The sequence below is a fragment of the Pseudomonas sp. LBUM920 genome (assembly GCF_003852315.1).
Classification (GTDB): domain Bacteria; phylum Pseudomonadota; class Gammaproteobacteria; order Pseudomonadales; family Pseudomonadaceae; genus Aquipseudomonas.
Genome location: NZ_CP027762.1, coordinates 4491000 through 4504889 on the forward strand (window position 1 = coordinate 4491000; position 13890 = coordinate 4504889).

The 13890-nt window shown below is 58.0% G+C and carries 15 protein-coding genes and 1 pseudogene; 11 read left to right on the forward strand and 5 right to left on the reverse strand.

Going from position 1 to position 13890, the window contains the following annotated elements; genetic code table 11:
* Positions 1-201: 201 nt before the first annotated feature.
* Positions 202-1176 (reverse strand): LysR family transcriptional regulator, encoded by a 975-nt coding sequence (locus C4J83_RS20745; protein ID WP_119742506.1) that lies wholly within the window; start codon positions 1174-1176, stop codon positions 202-204.
* A gap of 183 nt (positions 1177-1359) precedes the next feature.
* On the opposite strand from C4J83_RS20745, the gene C4J83_RS20750 reads away from it, so the two are divergent.
* From C4J83_RS20750 to C4J83_RS20770, 5 genes are all read left to right on the forward strand, one after another.
* The gene (locus tag C4J83_RS20750) at positions 1360-1782 is read left to right on the forward strand and encodes a RidA family protein (RefSeq protein ID WP_124418079.1); all 423 of its coding nucleotides are present in this window, start codon (positions 1360-1362) and stop codon (positions 1780-1782) included.
* On the forward strand, positions 1779-2759 hold the full coding sequence (locus tag C4J83_RS20755) for an NAD(P)H-quinone oxidoreductase (RefSeq protein ID WP_124418080.1): 981 nt from the start codon (positions 1779-1781) through the stop codon (positions 2757-2759). The genes C4J83_RS20750 and C4J83_RS20755 overlap by 4 nt, the downstream gene beginning before the upstream one ends.
* A 14-nt stretch (positions 2760-2773) precedes the next feature.
* A complete protein-coding gene (locus C4J83_RS20760; RefSeq protein WP_124418081.1) occupies positions 2774-3217 on the forward strand; it encodes a type II 3-dehydroquinate dehydratase in 444 nt (147 codons plus the stop codon).
* Between the two features lie 454 nt (positions 3218-3671).
* Positions 3672-4922, forward strand: a complete 1251-nt coding sequence (locus C4J83_RS20765; RefSeq protein ID WP_124418082.1) for a flavin-containing monooxygenase — start codon at positions 3672-3674, stop codon at positions 4920-4922.
* 322 nt (positions 4923-5244) lie between these two features.
* The gene (locus C4J83_RS20770) at positions 5245-5574 is read left to right on the forward strand and encodes a DUF6124 family protein (protein ID WP_124418083.1); all 330 of its coding nucleotides are present in this window, start codon (positions 5245-5247) and stop codon (positions 5572-5574) included.
* A 185-nt stretch (positions 5575-5759) separates the two neighbouring features.
* Here C4J83_RS20770 and C4J83_RS20775 read toward each other — a convergent pair whose 3' ends face one another.
* Positions 5760-6284 (reverse strand): GNAT family N-acetyltransferase, encoded by a 525-nt coding sequence (locus C4J83_RS20775; RefSeq protein WP_124418084.1) that lies wholly within the window; start codon positions 6282-6284, stop codon positions 5760-5762.
* A 289-nt stretch (positions 6285-6573) separates the two neighbouring features.
* Here C4J83_RS20775 and C4J83_RS20780 point away from each other — a divergent pair, with 289 nt between their 5' ends.
* The gene (locus C4J83_RS20780; RefSeq protein WP_124418085.1) at positions 6574-7038 is read left to right on the forward strand and encodes a hypothetical protein; all 465 of its coding nucleotides are present in this window, start codon (positions 6574-6576) and stop codon (positions 7036-7038) included.
* A 198-nt stretch (positions 7039-7236) separates the two neighbouring features.
* On the opposite strand, the gene C4J83_RS20785 is transcribed toward C4J83_RS20780, so the two are convergent.
* The gene (locus C4J83_RS20785; RefSeq protein WP_124418086.1) at positions 7237-7737 is read right to left on the reverse strand and encodes a GNAT family N-acetyltransferase; all 501 of its coding nucleotides are present in this window, start codon (positions 7735-7737) and stop codon (positions 7237-7239) included.
* Between the two features lie 91 nt (positions 7738-7828).
* Positions 7829-8335: a peptide-methionine (S)-S-oxide reductase MsrA gene (gene msrA, locus C4J83_RS20790; protein ID WP_119742485.1), complete on the reverse strand. Its 507-nt coding sequence runs from the start codon at positions 8333-8335 to the stop codon at positions 7829-7831.
* Between the two features lie 318 nt (positions 8336-8653).
* On the opposite strand from msrA, the gene selD reads away from it, so the two are divergent.
* From selD to C4J83_RS20810, 4 genes are read left to right on the forward strand one after another with little or no spacing between them, the layout of a single operon-like run.
* Positions 8654-9703 (forward strand): selenide, water dikinase SelD, encoded by a 1050-nt coding sequence (gene selD / locus C4J83_RS20795; protein ID WP_124418087.1) that lies wholly within the window; start codon positions 8654-8656, stop codon positions 9701-9703.
* Between the two features lie 10 nt (positions 9704-9713).
* Positions 9714-10475: a sulfite exporter TauE/SafE family protein gene (locus C4J83_RS20800; protein ID WP_256660614.1), complete on the forward strand. Its 762-nt coding sequence runs from the start codon at positions 9714-9716 to the stop codon at positions 10473-10475.
* Between the two features lie 39 nt (positions 10476-10514).
* Entirely contained in the window at positions 10515-11744 is a 1230-nt protein-coding gene (locus C4J83_RS20805) for a cysteine desulfurase family protein (RefSeq protein ID WP_256660615.1), read from the forward strand.
* On the forward strand, positions 11741-12658 hold the full coding sequence (locus C4J83_RS20810; RefSeq protein WP_124418089.1) for a DHH family phosphoesterase: 918 nt from the start codon (positions 11741-11743) through the stop codon (positions 12656-12658). Before C4J83_RS20805 ends, C4J83_RS20810 begins: the two co-directional genes overlap by 4 nt.
* A gap of 167 nt (positions 12659-12825) precedes the next feature.
* On the opposite strand, the gene C4J83_RS20815 is transcribed toward C4J83_RS20810, so the two are convergent.
* Positions 12826-13386, reverse strand: a complete 561-nt coding sequence (locus C4J83_RS20815) for a hypothetical protein (protein WP_256660616.1) — start codon at positions 13384-13386, stop codon at positions 12826-12828.
* Positions 13387-13605: 219 nt separating this feature from the next.
* Here C4J83_RS20815 and C4J83_RS20820 point away from each other — a divergent pair.
* Positions 13606-13842 (forward strand): annotated as a pseudogene (locus C4J83_RS20820) (transposase); the annotation flags it as partial.
* Positions 13843-13890: the final 48 nt, after the last annotated feature.

Below are 13890 nucleotides of genomic sequence, written 5' to 3' on the forward strand. Positions count from 1 at the left end.
GGAAACCATGAAGATCAAATGTGGGAGCGGGCTGGCTCGCGAAGGCGGTGTGTCAGTCAACCCATGTTTAGCTGACATACCGCCTTCGCGAGCAAGCCCGCTCCCACATGGGGCCTTTGGTGTTTCCGGGATTGTTGGCTCCGGCCAAAAGGGTGCACCGCCGAGCAAGTGGCGCAGCCCGCGCCACCTTTTGGTGCAATCTCAGCTCACACCACTCAAGACCCGCACCGCATGCGGGTCAAAAAAGCTCGGCGGTGCCATGCCGGGGATGTACTGGTCGGACACAAACATGCGGCAGCGCTCGGCGAACGCCGACACCACACGCGACAGCTGAGTGTTGCTCGCCGTGGCGTAGCCCAGCCGCATCGGCCGGTGCGAGCCCGCCAGGCGCAGGCGAATCACGCGCTTGCCATCCTGGGACACATTGGATTTGGGCCGCGCATTCGCGAAGGAATAGCCAATGCCATTGCCGACCATCGCGCGCACCGTTTCGAGGTTGGTGGAACGCATGATGATGTTGGGCGTGGTGCCCGCCTGCATGAACAGGCTGAGGAAATAGTCGCGGCTCCAGGGCGTGTCGAGCAGCACCACCGGGTAAGCCTCAAGGTCTTGCATGCTCACCGCAGGAGAGCTCGCCAGCGGGTGATATTCGCCAACCATCACATACGGCGGCAGGTGCGCCAGGGCTTGGAAGTCGATATCGGGGCTGGTCACCAGGTCGTAGGTCAGGGCGATATCCAGCTCGCCGCTGCGCAGTTTTTCCAGCAATTCCTCGTGGTTGCCTTCGGCCTGGGTCAGCCGCACGCCGGGGAATGCGCGGCCAAAACCAAACACCAGTTCGGGGGTGATCATCGGCGCCAGCGACTCCAGGCAACCCACTCGCAACGGCCCGCGCACAGAGTTCAACGACTCCGAGGCGATGGTGTAGAGGTTGGTCATCTGCTCCAGAATCAGCTTGGCTTCCTGCATCACCTGGCGCCCCACTGCCGTGAGCGAAATGCCCTGGGCGTGATGGCGGATAAACAGCTGGATGCCCAGCTCGGCTTCCATATGGGTGATGGCGGCCGAGATCGACGGCGACGACACATGAATGCGTTCAGCCGCAGCACTGATGCTGCCCGCCTCTCCCGACGCCACGAAATACTCCAGTTGACGCTGAGTAATACGACTGAGCATTACGCCTGCCCCTCAACAATGACTGTACGCGAGGTGTTGCAGGGTTCGTGCCGGGTCAGGCGCGAGCCGATGACCTGCACGGGCTTCGGTTTTTCCTAAGCACTACCGCGCGCAAATGCTGGTTTCGCGAGATCGGGGGCGATGTGAAGCTTGTTGTATCCCGCTTCCGATGAGTTGCCCGCCATGCCCACCCACACCCGCATCCGCATGTTCAACACCAAACAGACCTACCCCAACCAGGCGCTGGACAACGACTTGTGCCAGGCCGTGCGCGCCGGCAACACCCTCTATGTGCGCGGCCAGATCGGCACCGATTTCGACGGCAACCTGGTCGGCCTCGGCGACCCGCGTGCGCAAGCCGAGCAGGCGATGAAAAACGTCAAACAACTGCTTGAAGAGGCCGGCTCCGACCTGTCGCACATTGTGAAAACCACCACTTACCTGACCGACCCGCGTTACCGCGAGCCGGTGTATCAGGAAGTGGGCAAGTGGCTCAAAGGCGTGTTCCCGATCTCCACCGGGCTGGTGATTTCCGGCCTGGGCCAGCCGGAATGGCTGATGGAAATCGACGTGATCGCCGTTGTGCCGGATGACTGGACCGTATGAAGGCGGTGATTGCCCATGAGCCGGGCGGGCCTGAGGTGCTGCACGGCGTGGAGCGCCCGGTGCCGACACCCGAGGCGGGCGAGGTGTTGATTCGCGTGGCCGCCGCAGGCGTCAATCGCCCGGATTTGATGCAACGCAGCGGCGCACCGATTGCGCCTGGCGTCACCGACGTACTCGGCCTGGAAGCGGCGGGCATTGTGGTCGCGACAGGCCCTGGCGTAGACGAGTTTGCCCCTGGCGACCGCGTGATGGCGTTGCTCAACGGCGGCGGCTACGCCGAGTACTGCGTGGCCCAGGCCGCGCACTGCTTGCCTGTGCCGGCGGGGTTATCACTTCAGGAGGCCGCAGGTGTGCCGGAAGCGGCGTTCACCGTGTGGCACAACCTGTTTGAGCTGGGCCGCCTGCGCAGCGGCGACAGCGTGCTGATCCACGGCGCCGCCAGTGGCGTCGGCAGCTTCGCCGTGCAGTGCGCGCACGCCACCGGGGCGCGGGTAATCGCCACCGCCGGCGGCGCGCAGAAAGTCGCGATGCTGCACGCCCTTGGCGTGTGGCGCGCGGTGGATAGACACACTGAAGATTTTGTCGAGGTGGTGAACGACTGCACCGAAGGGCGCGGCGTCGACGTGGTACTGGATAACGTCGGCGGCCCTTATGTCGCACGCAACCTCGCCGCCATGGCAATGGGCGGGCGGCATGTGAGTTTGTCCTTCCTGCAAGGCGCAAAAATCGAGTTGGATTTACAGGTCTTGATGCGCAAAAACCTCAGCCTCACCTCCTCCACCTTGCGCCCCAAAAGTCACGCCGAAAAAGCCCGTTTGGCGGTGTGTATTCGCTCGCGTTTTTTACCTTGGCTCGCCTCCGGCCTGGTGCGTCCGCAAATCCACACGCAGTTGCCCCTGCTTCAAGCCGCCGAGGCCCATCGGCTGCTGGAGGCCAACGCCAACGTCGGCAAAGTCGTGCTGACCGTCGCGCAATAACTGGAGCGCAAGCCATGTCCCACCGCGTGTTTTTCCTCAATGGCCCTAACGCCAACCTGTACGGCCTCGACAAAAACGGCACCTATGGCAGCGAAAGTTTCGCCAGTATCGAAGCGCGCTGCGAACGCCACGCCGCTGAGCTGGGCCTGACCCTGGACTTTCGCCAGAGCAACCACGAAGGCGTGTTGGTGGACTGGATTCAAGAGGCGCGGTCGAACGCCAACGCCATCGTGATCAACGCCGCCGGGCTCACCTACAGCTCGGTACCGATCCTCGACGCGCTGCTGGCCTTCGACGGCCCGATCATCGAAGCGCACATGAGCAACATCTGGAAGCGTGAGAGCTTTCGGCATCACTCCTACGTGTCCAAGGCGGCTACCGGCGTCATCGCAGGGCTTGGGGCGCTGGGTTATGAGCTGGCGCTTACGGCGGTGGCCACGTTGTTGAAAACCCAATGAGCCGCCTCAGCGCAGATCAACGGTGGGAGCTGTCGAGCTTTAGCGAGGCTGCGAAGGGATACTGTTCAACCTGATGAACCAGCGCGGGCAGCGTATTTCTCGAAAAGATCATTGAAAAATAGTGCTTACGATGATCGGGTAGTCCGAACACACTTCTTTATCTACCAGTGGACGCACCGTCAGCTCGTCCTCTACAGACTCGTCCATGGGAAAGAACCACGCACCAAAATGACGAAAGTCATCCAGGGTCAGCTCATACACTTGCTTATCTAGGGTGCATCAGTGATGCATCGATAATGACGCTGCTGACGACTGCCCCATGGGGTTTGGATTTTCCTAACCTCTGCCTTCAAAAAGCATAATTTCGCTTCTTCCACTGCGTGATCACACTGAGGCTGTCGATGCTTGCGCGTCGCCCAAACCGACCGAGGTCGTTCACTTTTAGGAAACGCACATGTCAGTGGAAACAATCAACACCCTGGTAGTGGGCGCAGGCCAGGCCGGCGTCGCCATGAGCGAGCACCTTTCCCTGATGGGTGTGCCGCACTTGGTGCTGGAGCGCAGCCGCATCGCCGAACGCTGGCGCTCGGAGCGCTGGGACTCGCTGGTCGCCAACGGCCCGGCCTGGCACGACCGCTTTCCCGGGCTGAAATTCGAGGGCATTTCCCCCGAAGCCTTCCCGCCGAAAGAGCGCATGGCCGACTACTTCGAAGCCTACGTCGAGAAGTTACAGGCCCCCGTGCGCACCGGCGTGGAAGTCCAACGCGTGGAACGCCACGTGGGCCGCCCCGGCTTCAAAGTCACCACCTCCGCGGGCATCATCGAAGCCGCGAATGTGGTGGCGGCCACCGGCCCGTTCCAGCGCCCATCGATCCCCACCATCGTCCCGGCCACCGCGCCCGTGCACCAACTGCACTCCTCCACCTACAAGAACCCCGCGCAATTGCCCGAGGGCGCCGTGCTGGTGGTAGGCGCCGGCGCGTCCGGCTCGCAAATCGCCGAAGAACTGCAAAAGGCCGGCAAAACCGTGTACCTCTCGGTGGGCGAACACTACCGCCCGCCCCGCGCCTACCGCGGCCGCGACTACTGCTGGTGGCTCGGCGCGCTGGGCCTGTGGGACGAAGTCAAAATTCAGCCGAAGAAAAAGCACGTGGCCTTTGCCGTCAGCGGCTATGAAGGCGGCAAGACCGTGGACTTCCGCCGCCTGGCGCACCAGGGCATCCACCTGGTCGGCGTCACGCGCGAGTGGAACGAGGGCGTCATGACTTTCGAACCGGGCCTGGCCGACAACGTGGCCGAAGGTGACCGCGCCTACTTTGATGTACTGCGCGACGCCGACGCCTACATCGAGGCCAACGGGTTGCCATTCCCATTGGAGCCCGACGCCTGGAAATTGCTGCCCGACCCGGAATGCCTGGTTAACCCGACCCTCAGCCTGGACCTGGCCGAGGCAGGCGTGACCACTGTCCTTTGGGCGACTGGTTTTAAATTCGATTTCAGCTGGTTGAAAGTCGATGCGTTTGACGAAAAAGGCGAGCCATTCCACAAGCGCGGCATCTCGGCGCAAAGCGGGATTTACTTCCTCGGCCTGCCGAATCTGGTGAACCGCGCGTCGTCGTTTATCTACGGGGTTTGGCACGACGCGAAGTACGTGGCCGACCATATTGTTTTGCAGAATGAGTACATGTCCTACACCAAGCCCTGAAACAGCAAAGTCCGAGGCGACGGCGCCTTGCTCCGTTGCCTACGCTTGCGTCAGAATCCGCCGGCTTGTGTGCTTGGGTGGGCGTCTCTAAGGTTGCTCGGTCGCTGAATGCTCAGTGATCGGGTTTAGTAGCCCGAGCGATAACATAAAGTGCATGAGCCTCATCTGTCAGATGTTCTTGTCTGTGCTTGATGGTGGCTGTGTGCAGGGCGCCCTCGGGCGCGCCGGCTTTGTGTGTTTCCCCGGTCTACTAACCTGCGCACAGCTGCCACCCCATCGTTTAGTAGCGAAGAGGTGTTGGCCCTAATCAGGTACAACACACATGTTCAAAGTCACACCCAACCCTCCGAACGAGCCGGACCTGAAGCTGAACCAGGCGGCGCATCGCGCGATTGATCGCTATCTCAGCCCGGAAGCTGACTCACCATCGCCGCCGGGCCTGTTCAGCGTTGCCGCCGACGCCAGCAACGAAACCCTGATCACCAACAGCTACGAAACCTTTTCCTCGGTAACCGCCTTGCTGCTTGACCTGTCGGAGGACCTGACCGGGAAACAGCGCGACGTGGCGCTGGCGATTCACCAATTGAGTGAGTTGGGGGTTTTGTTGATGGACAGGCTGATGGAGCGGGAGGCTGCTGTAGCGGGTCGCTGAGCTTTCAACTGCATGAGCCGAATAAACAACCGGGTTTACTCGCGAAGACCTCGGGCCGGCAATTATGAGATCGACTGACCCACCGCTTTCGCGGGCAAGCCCGCTCCCACAGGGGGATCGGCGCTTAACTGATTGGTAGTGGGGAACAGGCCACCTTTAAAGGCGTGGCCTGCCGCCTGCTCTCTCTAGCTCAACCGAATACACGGCAACCGATACCTCACCTCGACCAGCTGCACACCGCCCCTCTCAAGCGTGCGCTCACTGCCCGCCTCCTCAACACAGCCTGCCCGGCGATAAAAGCGGATAGCTCGTTCATTACGGGCCAACACCCACAGCGTTAACTGTTCAAACCCCTGTTCAGCCAAATACTGTAAGCCCGCGTTCCACAACGCCAGCCCGACGCCCGTGTGCCAGTGCTCGGCGACAACGTAGATGGCCATCACTTCACCTACGTTCTGCGCAGCAGCATCTTCATCACGGCTGGCGCCGACGGACACCCAGCCGACTACCTGCTTGTTCACCTGCGCCACCCAGACTTTTGATTCGCCCGATTCAATCGAGGCCATCCAAAATGACTCGCGCCTGGCCAAGGTCGAACTCAACGCACCCAAGTAGTCGGCGGGCATCAGCTCGCGATAGGCGTCTTGCCAACTGCTGATGTGCACCTGGGCAATCGCCCTGGCGTCTGCGGGTGAGGCGTGACGAATCATCGAAGCGTTCCTTGTTCGGCTATCAAGTGGTCAGGGTAAGCCGGCCTCAATTACGATTTTGCGATGTTGTTAGATTTTCCATGTTCTGAGGTGTCAGGCACCTTATGAGTGCGGGGAAATAAAGGGAGAACGTCATCGTCTGCACCTTCGACGGCTACTGGCGTAGCGATTCAGCCATTCGGGCCGCCACTGAGGTTGGACCGCAAGTGAATGGCTATTCACTGATGTCTTCCATCCCCGGACTATTTAGGTCACCTCTCGTATTTGCACGGCATACGGGGTCGCGAATATGGACATCAGCTCCCTCACGTTCCAACAAATGCTTCGCCCTGGAAGCGACTTAAAAGGTTGCACGGTGGCCGAGCGTTGTTCAATTGATTTTCTGATTAATCAGCGTTCGTTGCTCGATACGCTCGTCACCGCGGGCGGTGACCACGCAGACTATATGAGCTGTTTCGTCAAAGGCTTCTGCGAGGCAAACAGCCGGTCCAGCGCTCGCCTGCTGTTGCGCGAACCCGCCGGAACGGAAAGTGGACGTGTCCTCCTGTACGCGTGCCCCGAGTGCGGCGACATCAGTTGTGGCGGCTATTCAGTGCATGTCAGTCAAACCGATAACCGCTTTACGTGGCACGCCTTTGCTTACGAGAACGGGTATGAAGAGCCAGTCATCATCGATGGCGTTGGCCCCTATACCTTCGAGAAGCAGGCCTATGAAGCAACCCTGAACAAGGCCGAATGGCTGATGAAGGAGTAGTCGTGTAGCGCGCTTTTCTATTTACAGCGGACTGACTCTGTTGGCCACTCAGCACTTGAATATGGAGATCCGCCCAGGGGGATCGGTTGATTCAGCATGAGTGCCGCACAAATCACCGCGATCGATCTGGTTTATGACTGTCTGCGCAAACGGAAGAAGGCGTAAAGACGGCGATTCGCGAAAAGGAATGCATAGGGCTCACATCATTTCACCCGACGGGCCAGTTACGCCGCGCGTCGTAAGGTGCTGACGGACGTAATAATTGTCGAACTCACTGCTTTCGACGAATTGGAAACCATGGCGGGTATAAAACCGGTTCGAGGCGCTTTCTTTGAGAGCACCTACTTTGATCGGCAGTGCAGCGGCATCCGCTTCTTTGAAAACCTGAGCAAGCACCGCAGCACCTACCCCTGCCCCTTGCGCACTCGGCCTCACGTACAGGTGGTCGAGCACGAGTTGATCGGGCTCGTGCTTGACCACGACAAAGCCGACCCGGTCTCCAGCGACCTCAATGTAACGGGTGCTGTGGGCTTCGAAGCCGCTGACGAACCGCTCACGCGCCCGCACCGGATCAAATCGCCCGACACGCTCCAGACTGTCGCGCATCGCCTCGATTCGAATGGCAACCAAATCGTCCACGTCGCCGGGTTGAGCGAGGACTAACTTCACTGGGGTGTTTTGATCGCGTGTAATGGGCATGACGTTGCACTCTACTTCGGCGCAGGAGTAAGACCACGTTCACAGGTTTCCTGGAGCGTGGTCTACGTTGTTTTTCGAGCGCAACTCAGGCTCAGGCGCGCTTGGGCAACTTCCAGTTCGGCCGGATGAAGTGGCAGGTGTAGCCATTGGGTATGCGCTCCAGATAATCCTGATGCTCCGGCTCCGCTTCCCAAAACGGCCCTGCGGGTTCTATTTCAGTCACCACACGGCCTGGCCACAACGTGGAGGCATCCACGTCGGCAGCAGTGTCTTCGGCGATGTCGCGTTGCTGTTCGCTCAGGTAGTAAATCGCTGAACGATAGCTTGGCCCAAGGTCATTGCCCTGGCGGTTAGGCGTGCTGGGGTCGTGGATCTGGAAAAAGAACTCGAGAATCTGCCGGTACGTGATCACCGCAGGATCAAACACGATCTCAATCGCTTCAGCATGATTGCCGTGGTTGCGATAAGTGGCGTTCGGCACATCGCCGCCGGTGTAGCCGACTCGCGTGCTGAGGACGCCGGGGTAGCGCCGCAACAGGTCCTGCATGCCCCAGAAGCAGCCGCCGGCGAGGATCGCGGTTTCGGTTTGGTTGGTCATGGTCTGCCCTTGTGCTGAATGAGTACTGGGATAGTTATGGGGCTGTGCTGGGCAATAGCAAGGGTGAACGTCGGGTTGCGCTCGCCTCACTGATAAATTCCCGGCCAGCAAAATGGCCGCACAGCGCTGCGCAGCCGTGAGGCAATGGTTCATACACCGCTGCGCGCTGATATTCGCATGGCTTAAAAATGCCGCCATGGCGTCATATTTCTGCAATGAAACCATGCGATTTTTGTCGGCGGAAATAGGACATAACAGCCAGCTTTAGCACGCTAAACCGCTGTTTTTATTATGGAAAATGGATTTTAAGGAAAATCGATGTCGATGTTTTGTCAGATTATGGATAAATCTGAGAGTGGTGGGTGCGGGTGCAAGATCCCATCCAGCGTGTTAACGAAGATTCTGTCGCAAACTGCAGCGGCCAATACGGTCTCGGATGACAAAGTGGTATTGGGCTTTGAGTCTTCTGACGACTGCGCCGTCTATGACGCAGGTGAAAAATACCTTTTATTCACCACCGACTTTTTCTCCCCGATAGTCAACGACCCTTATGTCTTCGGCCAATTGGCAGCCAGCAATGCTGTGAGCGATATCTTTGCTTCAGGCGGAAGTCCACTGATTGCCAACTCGATCATGGCGTTCGACCCGGAACTGGTGTCGGCCGAACAAGTAACGCAGATGATCCTGGGCGCCCAGTCGGTGATGAACAAGTTCAACGTCAGCATCGTCGGTGGCCACACGATCAAGAACAGCCAGCCCTTGTACGGCTTCTCGATCATTGGTGAGGTGGAAAAGCACCGCTTGAAGAAAAACAACACGGCCAAGGCCGGTGATTGGCTGGTCATGACGCGTCCGATTGGTGTCGGCATCCTCGCCAATGCCCTGAAGACCGGCGTGATTGAACAAGAGGACATTGCTGCGTCGACGCTTGCCCAGATCACCGGCGACAACGCGTTTGGGCGCACGCTGAGCGAAAGCCCTGAAGTCAGCAGTTTGACTGACATCACCGGGTTCGGCCTGATCGGCCATATCAGTGAGATGGTCGGGCTGGGGCAACTGGATGTTGACCTCGATACAAGCGGTCTGGTTTTTTATGACGGTACAGAGTCATTGGCAGTGGCGGTGACGTCGGCTGACAGCGGTATTTTTTCTAACATTAAAAAGTACGCGCAGCACGTGGAGTACCTGGCTGATATTCCCTTGGCTAGAAAGTTTCTGTTGCATGACCCGCAAACGAATGGCGGGTTGCTGTTCACTGTGAGTGCCCAAGGGTTTGAAACGAACCGTCGGACGTGGCAGGCGCTTTGCCCTGATCTGATTGTTATCGGTCGGATGACGCAAGGGACCGGCAAGATCAAGGTCTGCTGAGATGGTAGCCATGACAATCTACCCGGTTATGGTCGGTGTGGGCGTGATGGCGGGTTTCATGTCAGGCCTGTTCGGTATTGGTGGGGGCATCATCGTGACGCCCCTGTTGGTGCTGATTTACCCGATATTGTCCGGTCAGAAACTGCCAATTGAAGTCGTGACGGGGTTGTCCTCTGCACAGGGCTTCTTTTCGTCCCTCGTGTCGTTCGCGTTGCACCGCATCAAGTTTCAGCCGGATTGGCGAGTGATCAGAAGCTTTGCCGTTCCGATGGCTGTCGCCAACTTTTTTGCCTCGCTCCATGCTGATGCCTTCAGCGAAAACTTCATCCTGTTCGTCTTCGGCCTGCTGGGGTTGATGTCGTTGTTGGTCACGTACCTGTTCCGTAAACCGGTGGCCCTGCTGTGCAACCATCAATCGCTGTCGTTGCCACTGATAGGGCTGGTGCTTGGCGTACTGTGCGGGCTGGTTGGACAGGGCGGCGGGTTCATCTACCTGCCTGTACTGATCAGCTTGTTTGGTCTGCAGATAAAGCAGGCCATTTCGACCTCGGCGCTGATCGGCATCATCGGAGCAAGTGGAGCGTTATTCGGCAGAGTGGGCTCAACCATGGATTTTCTCGGCTACACCGGTGAGTTGGTACTGGGGATATTGGTGGGGGGATTGCTCGGCGCCATGCTTTCTCATCGGCTGGATTCGAGGCATTTGAAGCAAGCGCTGAATGCTTTCGTTTTGCTGTGCTCGCTCCAGCTCATGCTGCGCGTGCTTATTTGACCTGTGAGTCTGTGTTCGCATCTGCGAGCAGCATCCTGAATGACATACAAAGAAAACCTGGAAGTGTTTGATATGGATATTGCTGTGGATGCAGTTTATGCCGACGTCTGTGGGTCGGCTCCGGTTTCAATGGGTGTCAGCAACATGCTTCAGGCGTTGTTTTCGACCCGCCAATGCGCCAACCCCAATGCCAATCACGCCCTGGGCGTTCAGTTGCTCGAACGCGTCGAACGGGCGCGTGGCAGCATCGCCAGCCTTTTGAACGTGGACGCCGACTGCCTGATTTTCAACAGTGGCTCCAGTGAGGGCTGTGCTCAGGTGTTTCATGGTTTTTTCGAACGCTACAAACATGAGCAACCCTTGGTGTTGTACTCAGCGATCGAACACGCCTGCACCCTGCAGAACATAAACCGCTACGGCCTGGAAGGCCTGCAGGCCATAGCAATCGGGCATCAAATGAACGGACTGCTCGACACCGAACAATTGGAGCAGTTGCTGCGCGCCCATGCCGGTCGCCCGACGTTGGTTTGCGTTATGGCCGTGCATAACGAAACCGGCGTGATTCAACCGATCGAAGACATCGCCCGACACGTGAAGGCTGGAGGTGGTTGGCTGTTTTCGGACATGACCCAGGCCATCGGTAAAATCCCTGTGGACCTGCACGCATCCGGCGTTGATTTCGCCATTGCGTCAGGACACAAGTTCGGGGCGTTGCCCGGTGCCGGTTTTCTGTACGCCAGGAGCCGCTACGGGTTGTCGCCATTGATTGTTGGCGGCGGCCAGGAAGGTGGGTTGCGCGGTGGTACTCAGAACTATCCGGGCATTCTTTCGATTGAAACCGCGTTGCAGGAGAAACAACACACCTACGGCACCGGCAAAGTCGCGGTACAACAGAGCCGGGAAACGTTTGAACGTACGCTGCAAGCGATGCTGGGCGAAGTGGTCGTGATCGGTCAGCAAGCGCCGCGTGTGCCTTGTGTGAGTTTTGTTGCATTGCCAGGGGTCAATACAAAAAAACTGCAGTGGGCCTTGAACACGCAGTCGATCTACATCACCGGTGGGTCGGCATGCTCGGACAAGCAACGGAGCCTGTCCAACACGGTTATACAACTGGGATATCCCGACCGGATCGCCGGGGCCACGGTGCGCATTTCCATCGCCGAAGCACAGTGTCAATTGGCGTATGAGCGGATTCTGGCGGGTATCGCCCAAGCGCTGAAGCTGTCTTCGACTGTCCCGGCAGCTCACGCTGTGACCCATGCGTCATGAGGGTAGTGACCTCAGGCTCGGCGTACCTGGACATCGACGCGTATGCCTGTTGCATTGCGTACGCCGAGCTGTTGAATCACCAGGGCGTTGATGCTCGGGCCGTCAGTAGCGCCCCGCTCAATGTCAGCATCTCCAGGACCGTGCGCGGATGGCAATCATCGCTGGACGATTATCGGCCGAGAGCGGGTGATGAGTTCGTGTTGGTGGATGTCTCCGACTACCACCATTTCGACCCGCTGGTGGTGCTTGAACAGGTGGTGGAAGTCATTGACCATCACCCAGGCTTTGAAAACCATTGGGCGCAGAAGCTCGGACCTGCGGCCCACATCCTGCCGATCGGCGCAGCGGCAACGCTGATTTTTCAGCGCTGGGAAGCGGCAGAGTTGTTGCCGCTGATCAGCGAAACAAGTGCCGCGTTGCTGGCCACGGCCATTCTGGACAACACCCTGAATTTCACCGGGCAGTTGACCACCCACTCGGATATCCGGGCGTATGAAGTCCTCGCAGAGCGGGCGAAACTGGAGGCCGATTGGCCCGAGCGGTATTTCTCCGAGTGTCAGGCCACTGTCGAATCAGACCTGATTGGCGCGTTGGCGGTTGATGTGAAGCGGCTGAAAGCCGAGAGCAACCTGCCGCAGGTTTTCGCGCAGCTGGCGGTATGGGATGCCAGTGCGCTCATCCGAACCCATCGTGCAACGATGGGACACTGGCTGGCGGCGCAGGGTGAAGACTGGCTGTTGAACGTCATCAGCATCCGCGAGTGCAAAAGCTACTTTCTGGCTGAGCCCTTGGTCAGCCAACAAAAGTTGAGCCATTTACTGTCGATCGAATGGCAGGCCGCAATGGCGGTGCTGGAGCCCGCGCTGCTACGCAAGGAACTGTTGAAGCTTGGGTTGGCCGCGTCTGCGTTGTGAGTAAACCGCAGCTGGTTTTGTAGCCGCGTTGAAGGGCTGTTTTTGGCCGATTCTGTTGAAAAAGTCGTACTCGCTTAGCCAAGGTGACCGCCTGCATCAATGAATAGCTTGCGGAGTTTTTTTCGAGCTGCCTTTGAAAGACGCGGTGAATAGCGTTGAAACTCTTCTTAGGCTGTGTCGGGCTTGCCGTTCATGGCCAATACAAACGCGTATGCAAGAGGATGTTGTATGTAGTTGTAGAAACCCAGGCCACCAGTCGACAAATGCTGCTTGACCCGCTCGAAAGCATCAGGCAGGTCGGCTATCGAACGAGCCTCGTTCCAAAACGATTCAGCTTTTGGAATTGCTGCCCGGAGAATATTGGGTGCGCGGGTTGCTATGACATCAGGTCCGTAGCTGCATGAGATATCAAACGCTCGATCTCGCACATCGAAAGTCAGATCAGGTCGTGCTGATTTTGACGTCCTGTGCCATTTGATTTCATTGCCGGAAAGATGGGGAACGAAGTCCAGTGACAGAGCCCATGACGGCGCTAGCGCGCCGCCTTTGCACTGCTCAAGGCGAAAGAGTTGGCGAATGGGAGCATTGACGCTACGAAGCCAGGACAGCGGGCCCTGAACTTCGAACCCTAACGGCTGTAAAAGTGATTCTACGGTTGGCGAAACAATTTCGTGGATTTGATCTATTCGCACTATTTCGAACGTTTTTCCCTGCATCGTCGGCCCCATGCCCAAAAGTAATCCCACTTCGACAACTACGGTCGTTGGTTCGACCTCAGATAATGGATGGAGTCTTCTTCATCTACATTCGGGAATCAAGGCACACGAAACCTCTGTCGGCGAACTGCCTTTTACATCAGCAGATGATGAACTGTCCTTTTGCAAAAGTAGCTCTCCTGATTGGTCTAAGGCAAAATCTGCCCGTCGGCCAGCGGGAGAGTACGCAGCATGATGGGACAGTTATCGAGTAAGCAGGATCGGCTGTTTTATTCGTTCAATCTTGAAGAACACATCCCAAAAAATCATCTCCTGCGTAGCATTGATCGGTGTCTCAATCTGAGCGACCTGCGCCACTACCTCGCCGATTTCTATAGCCCGATTGGGCGCCCTTCGATTGATCCTGAACTGATGATCCGCATGCTAGTCGTGGGCTATTGCTATGGCATTCGCTCCGAACGGCGCTTGTGGAGAAAAACAGAAAAACGGGGTCAGACCACAATTACTTTAACTGTG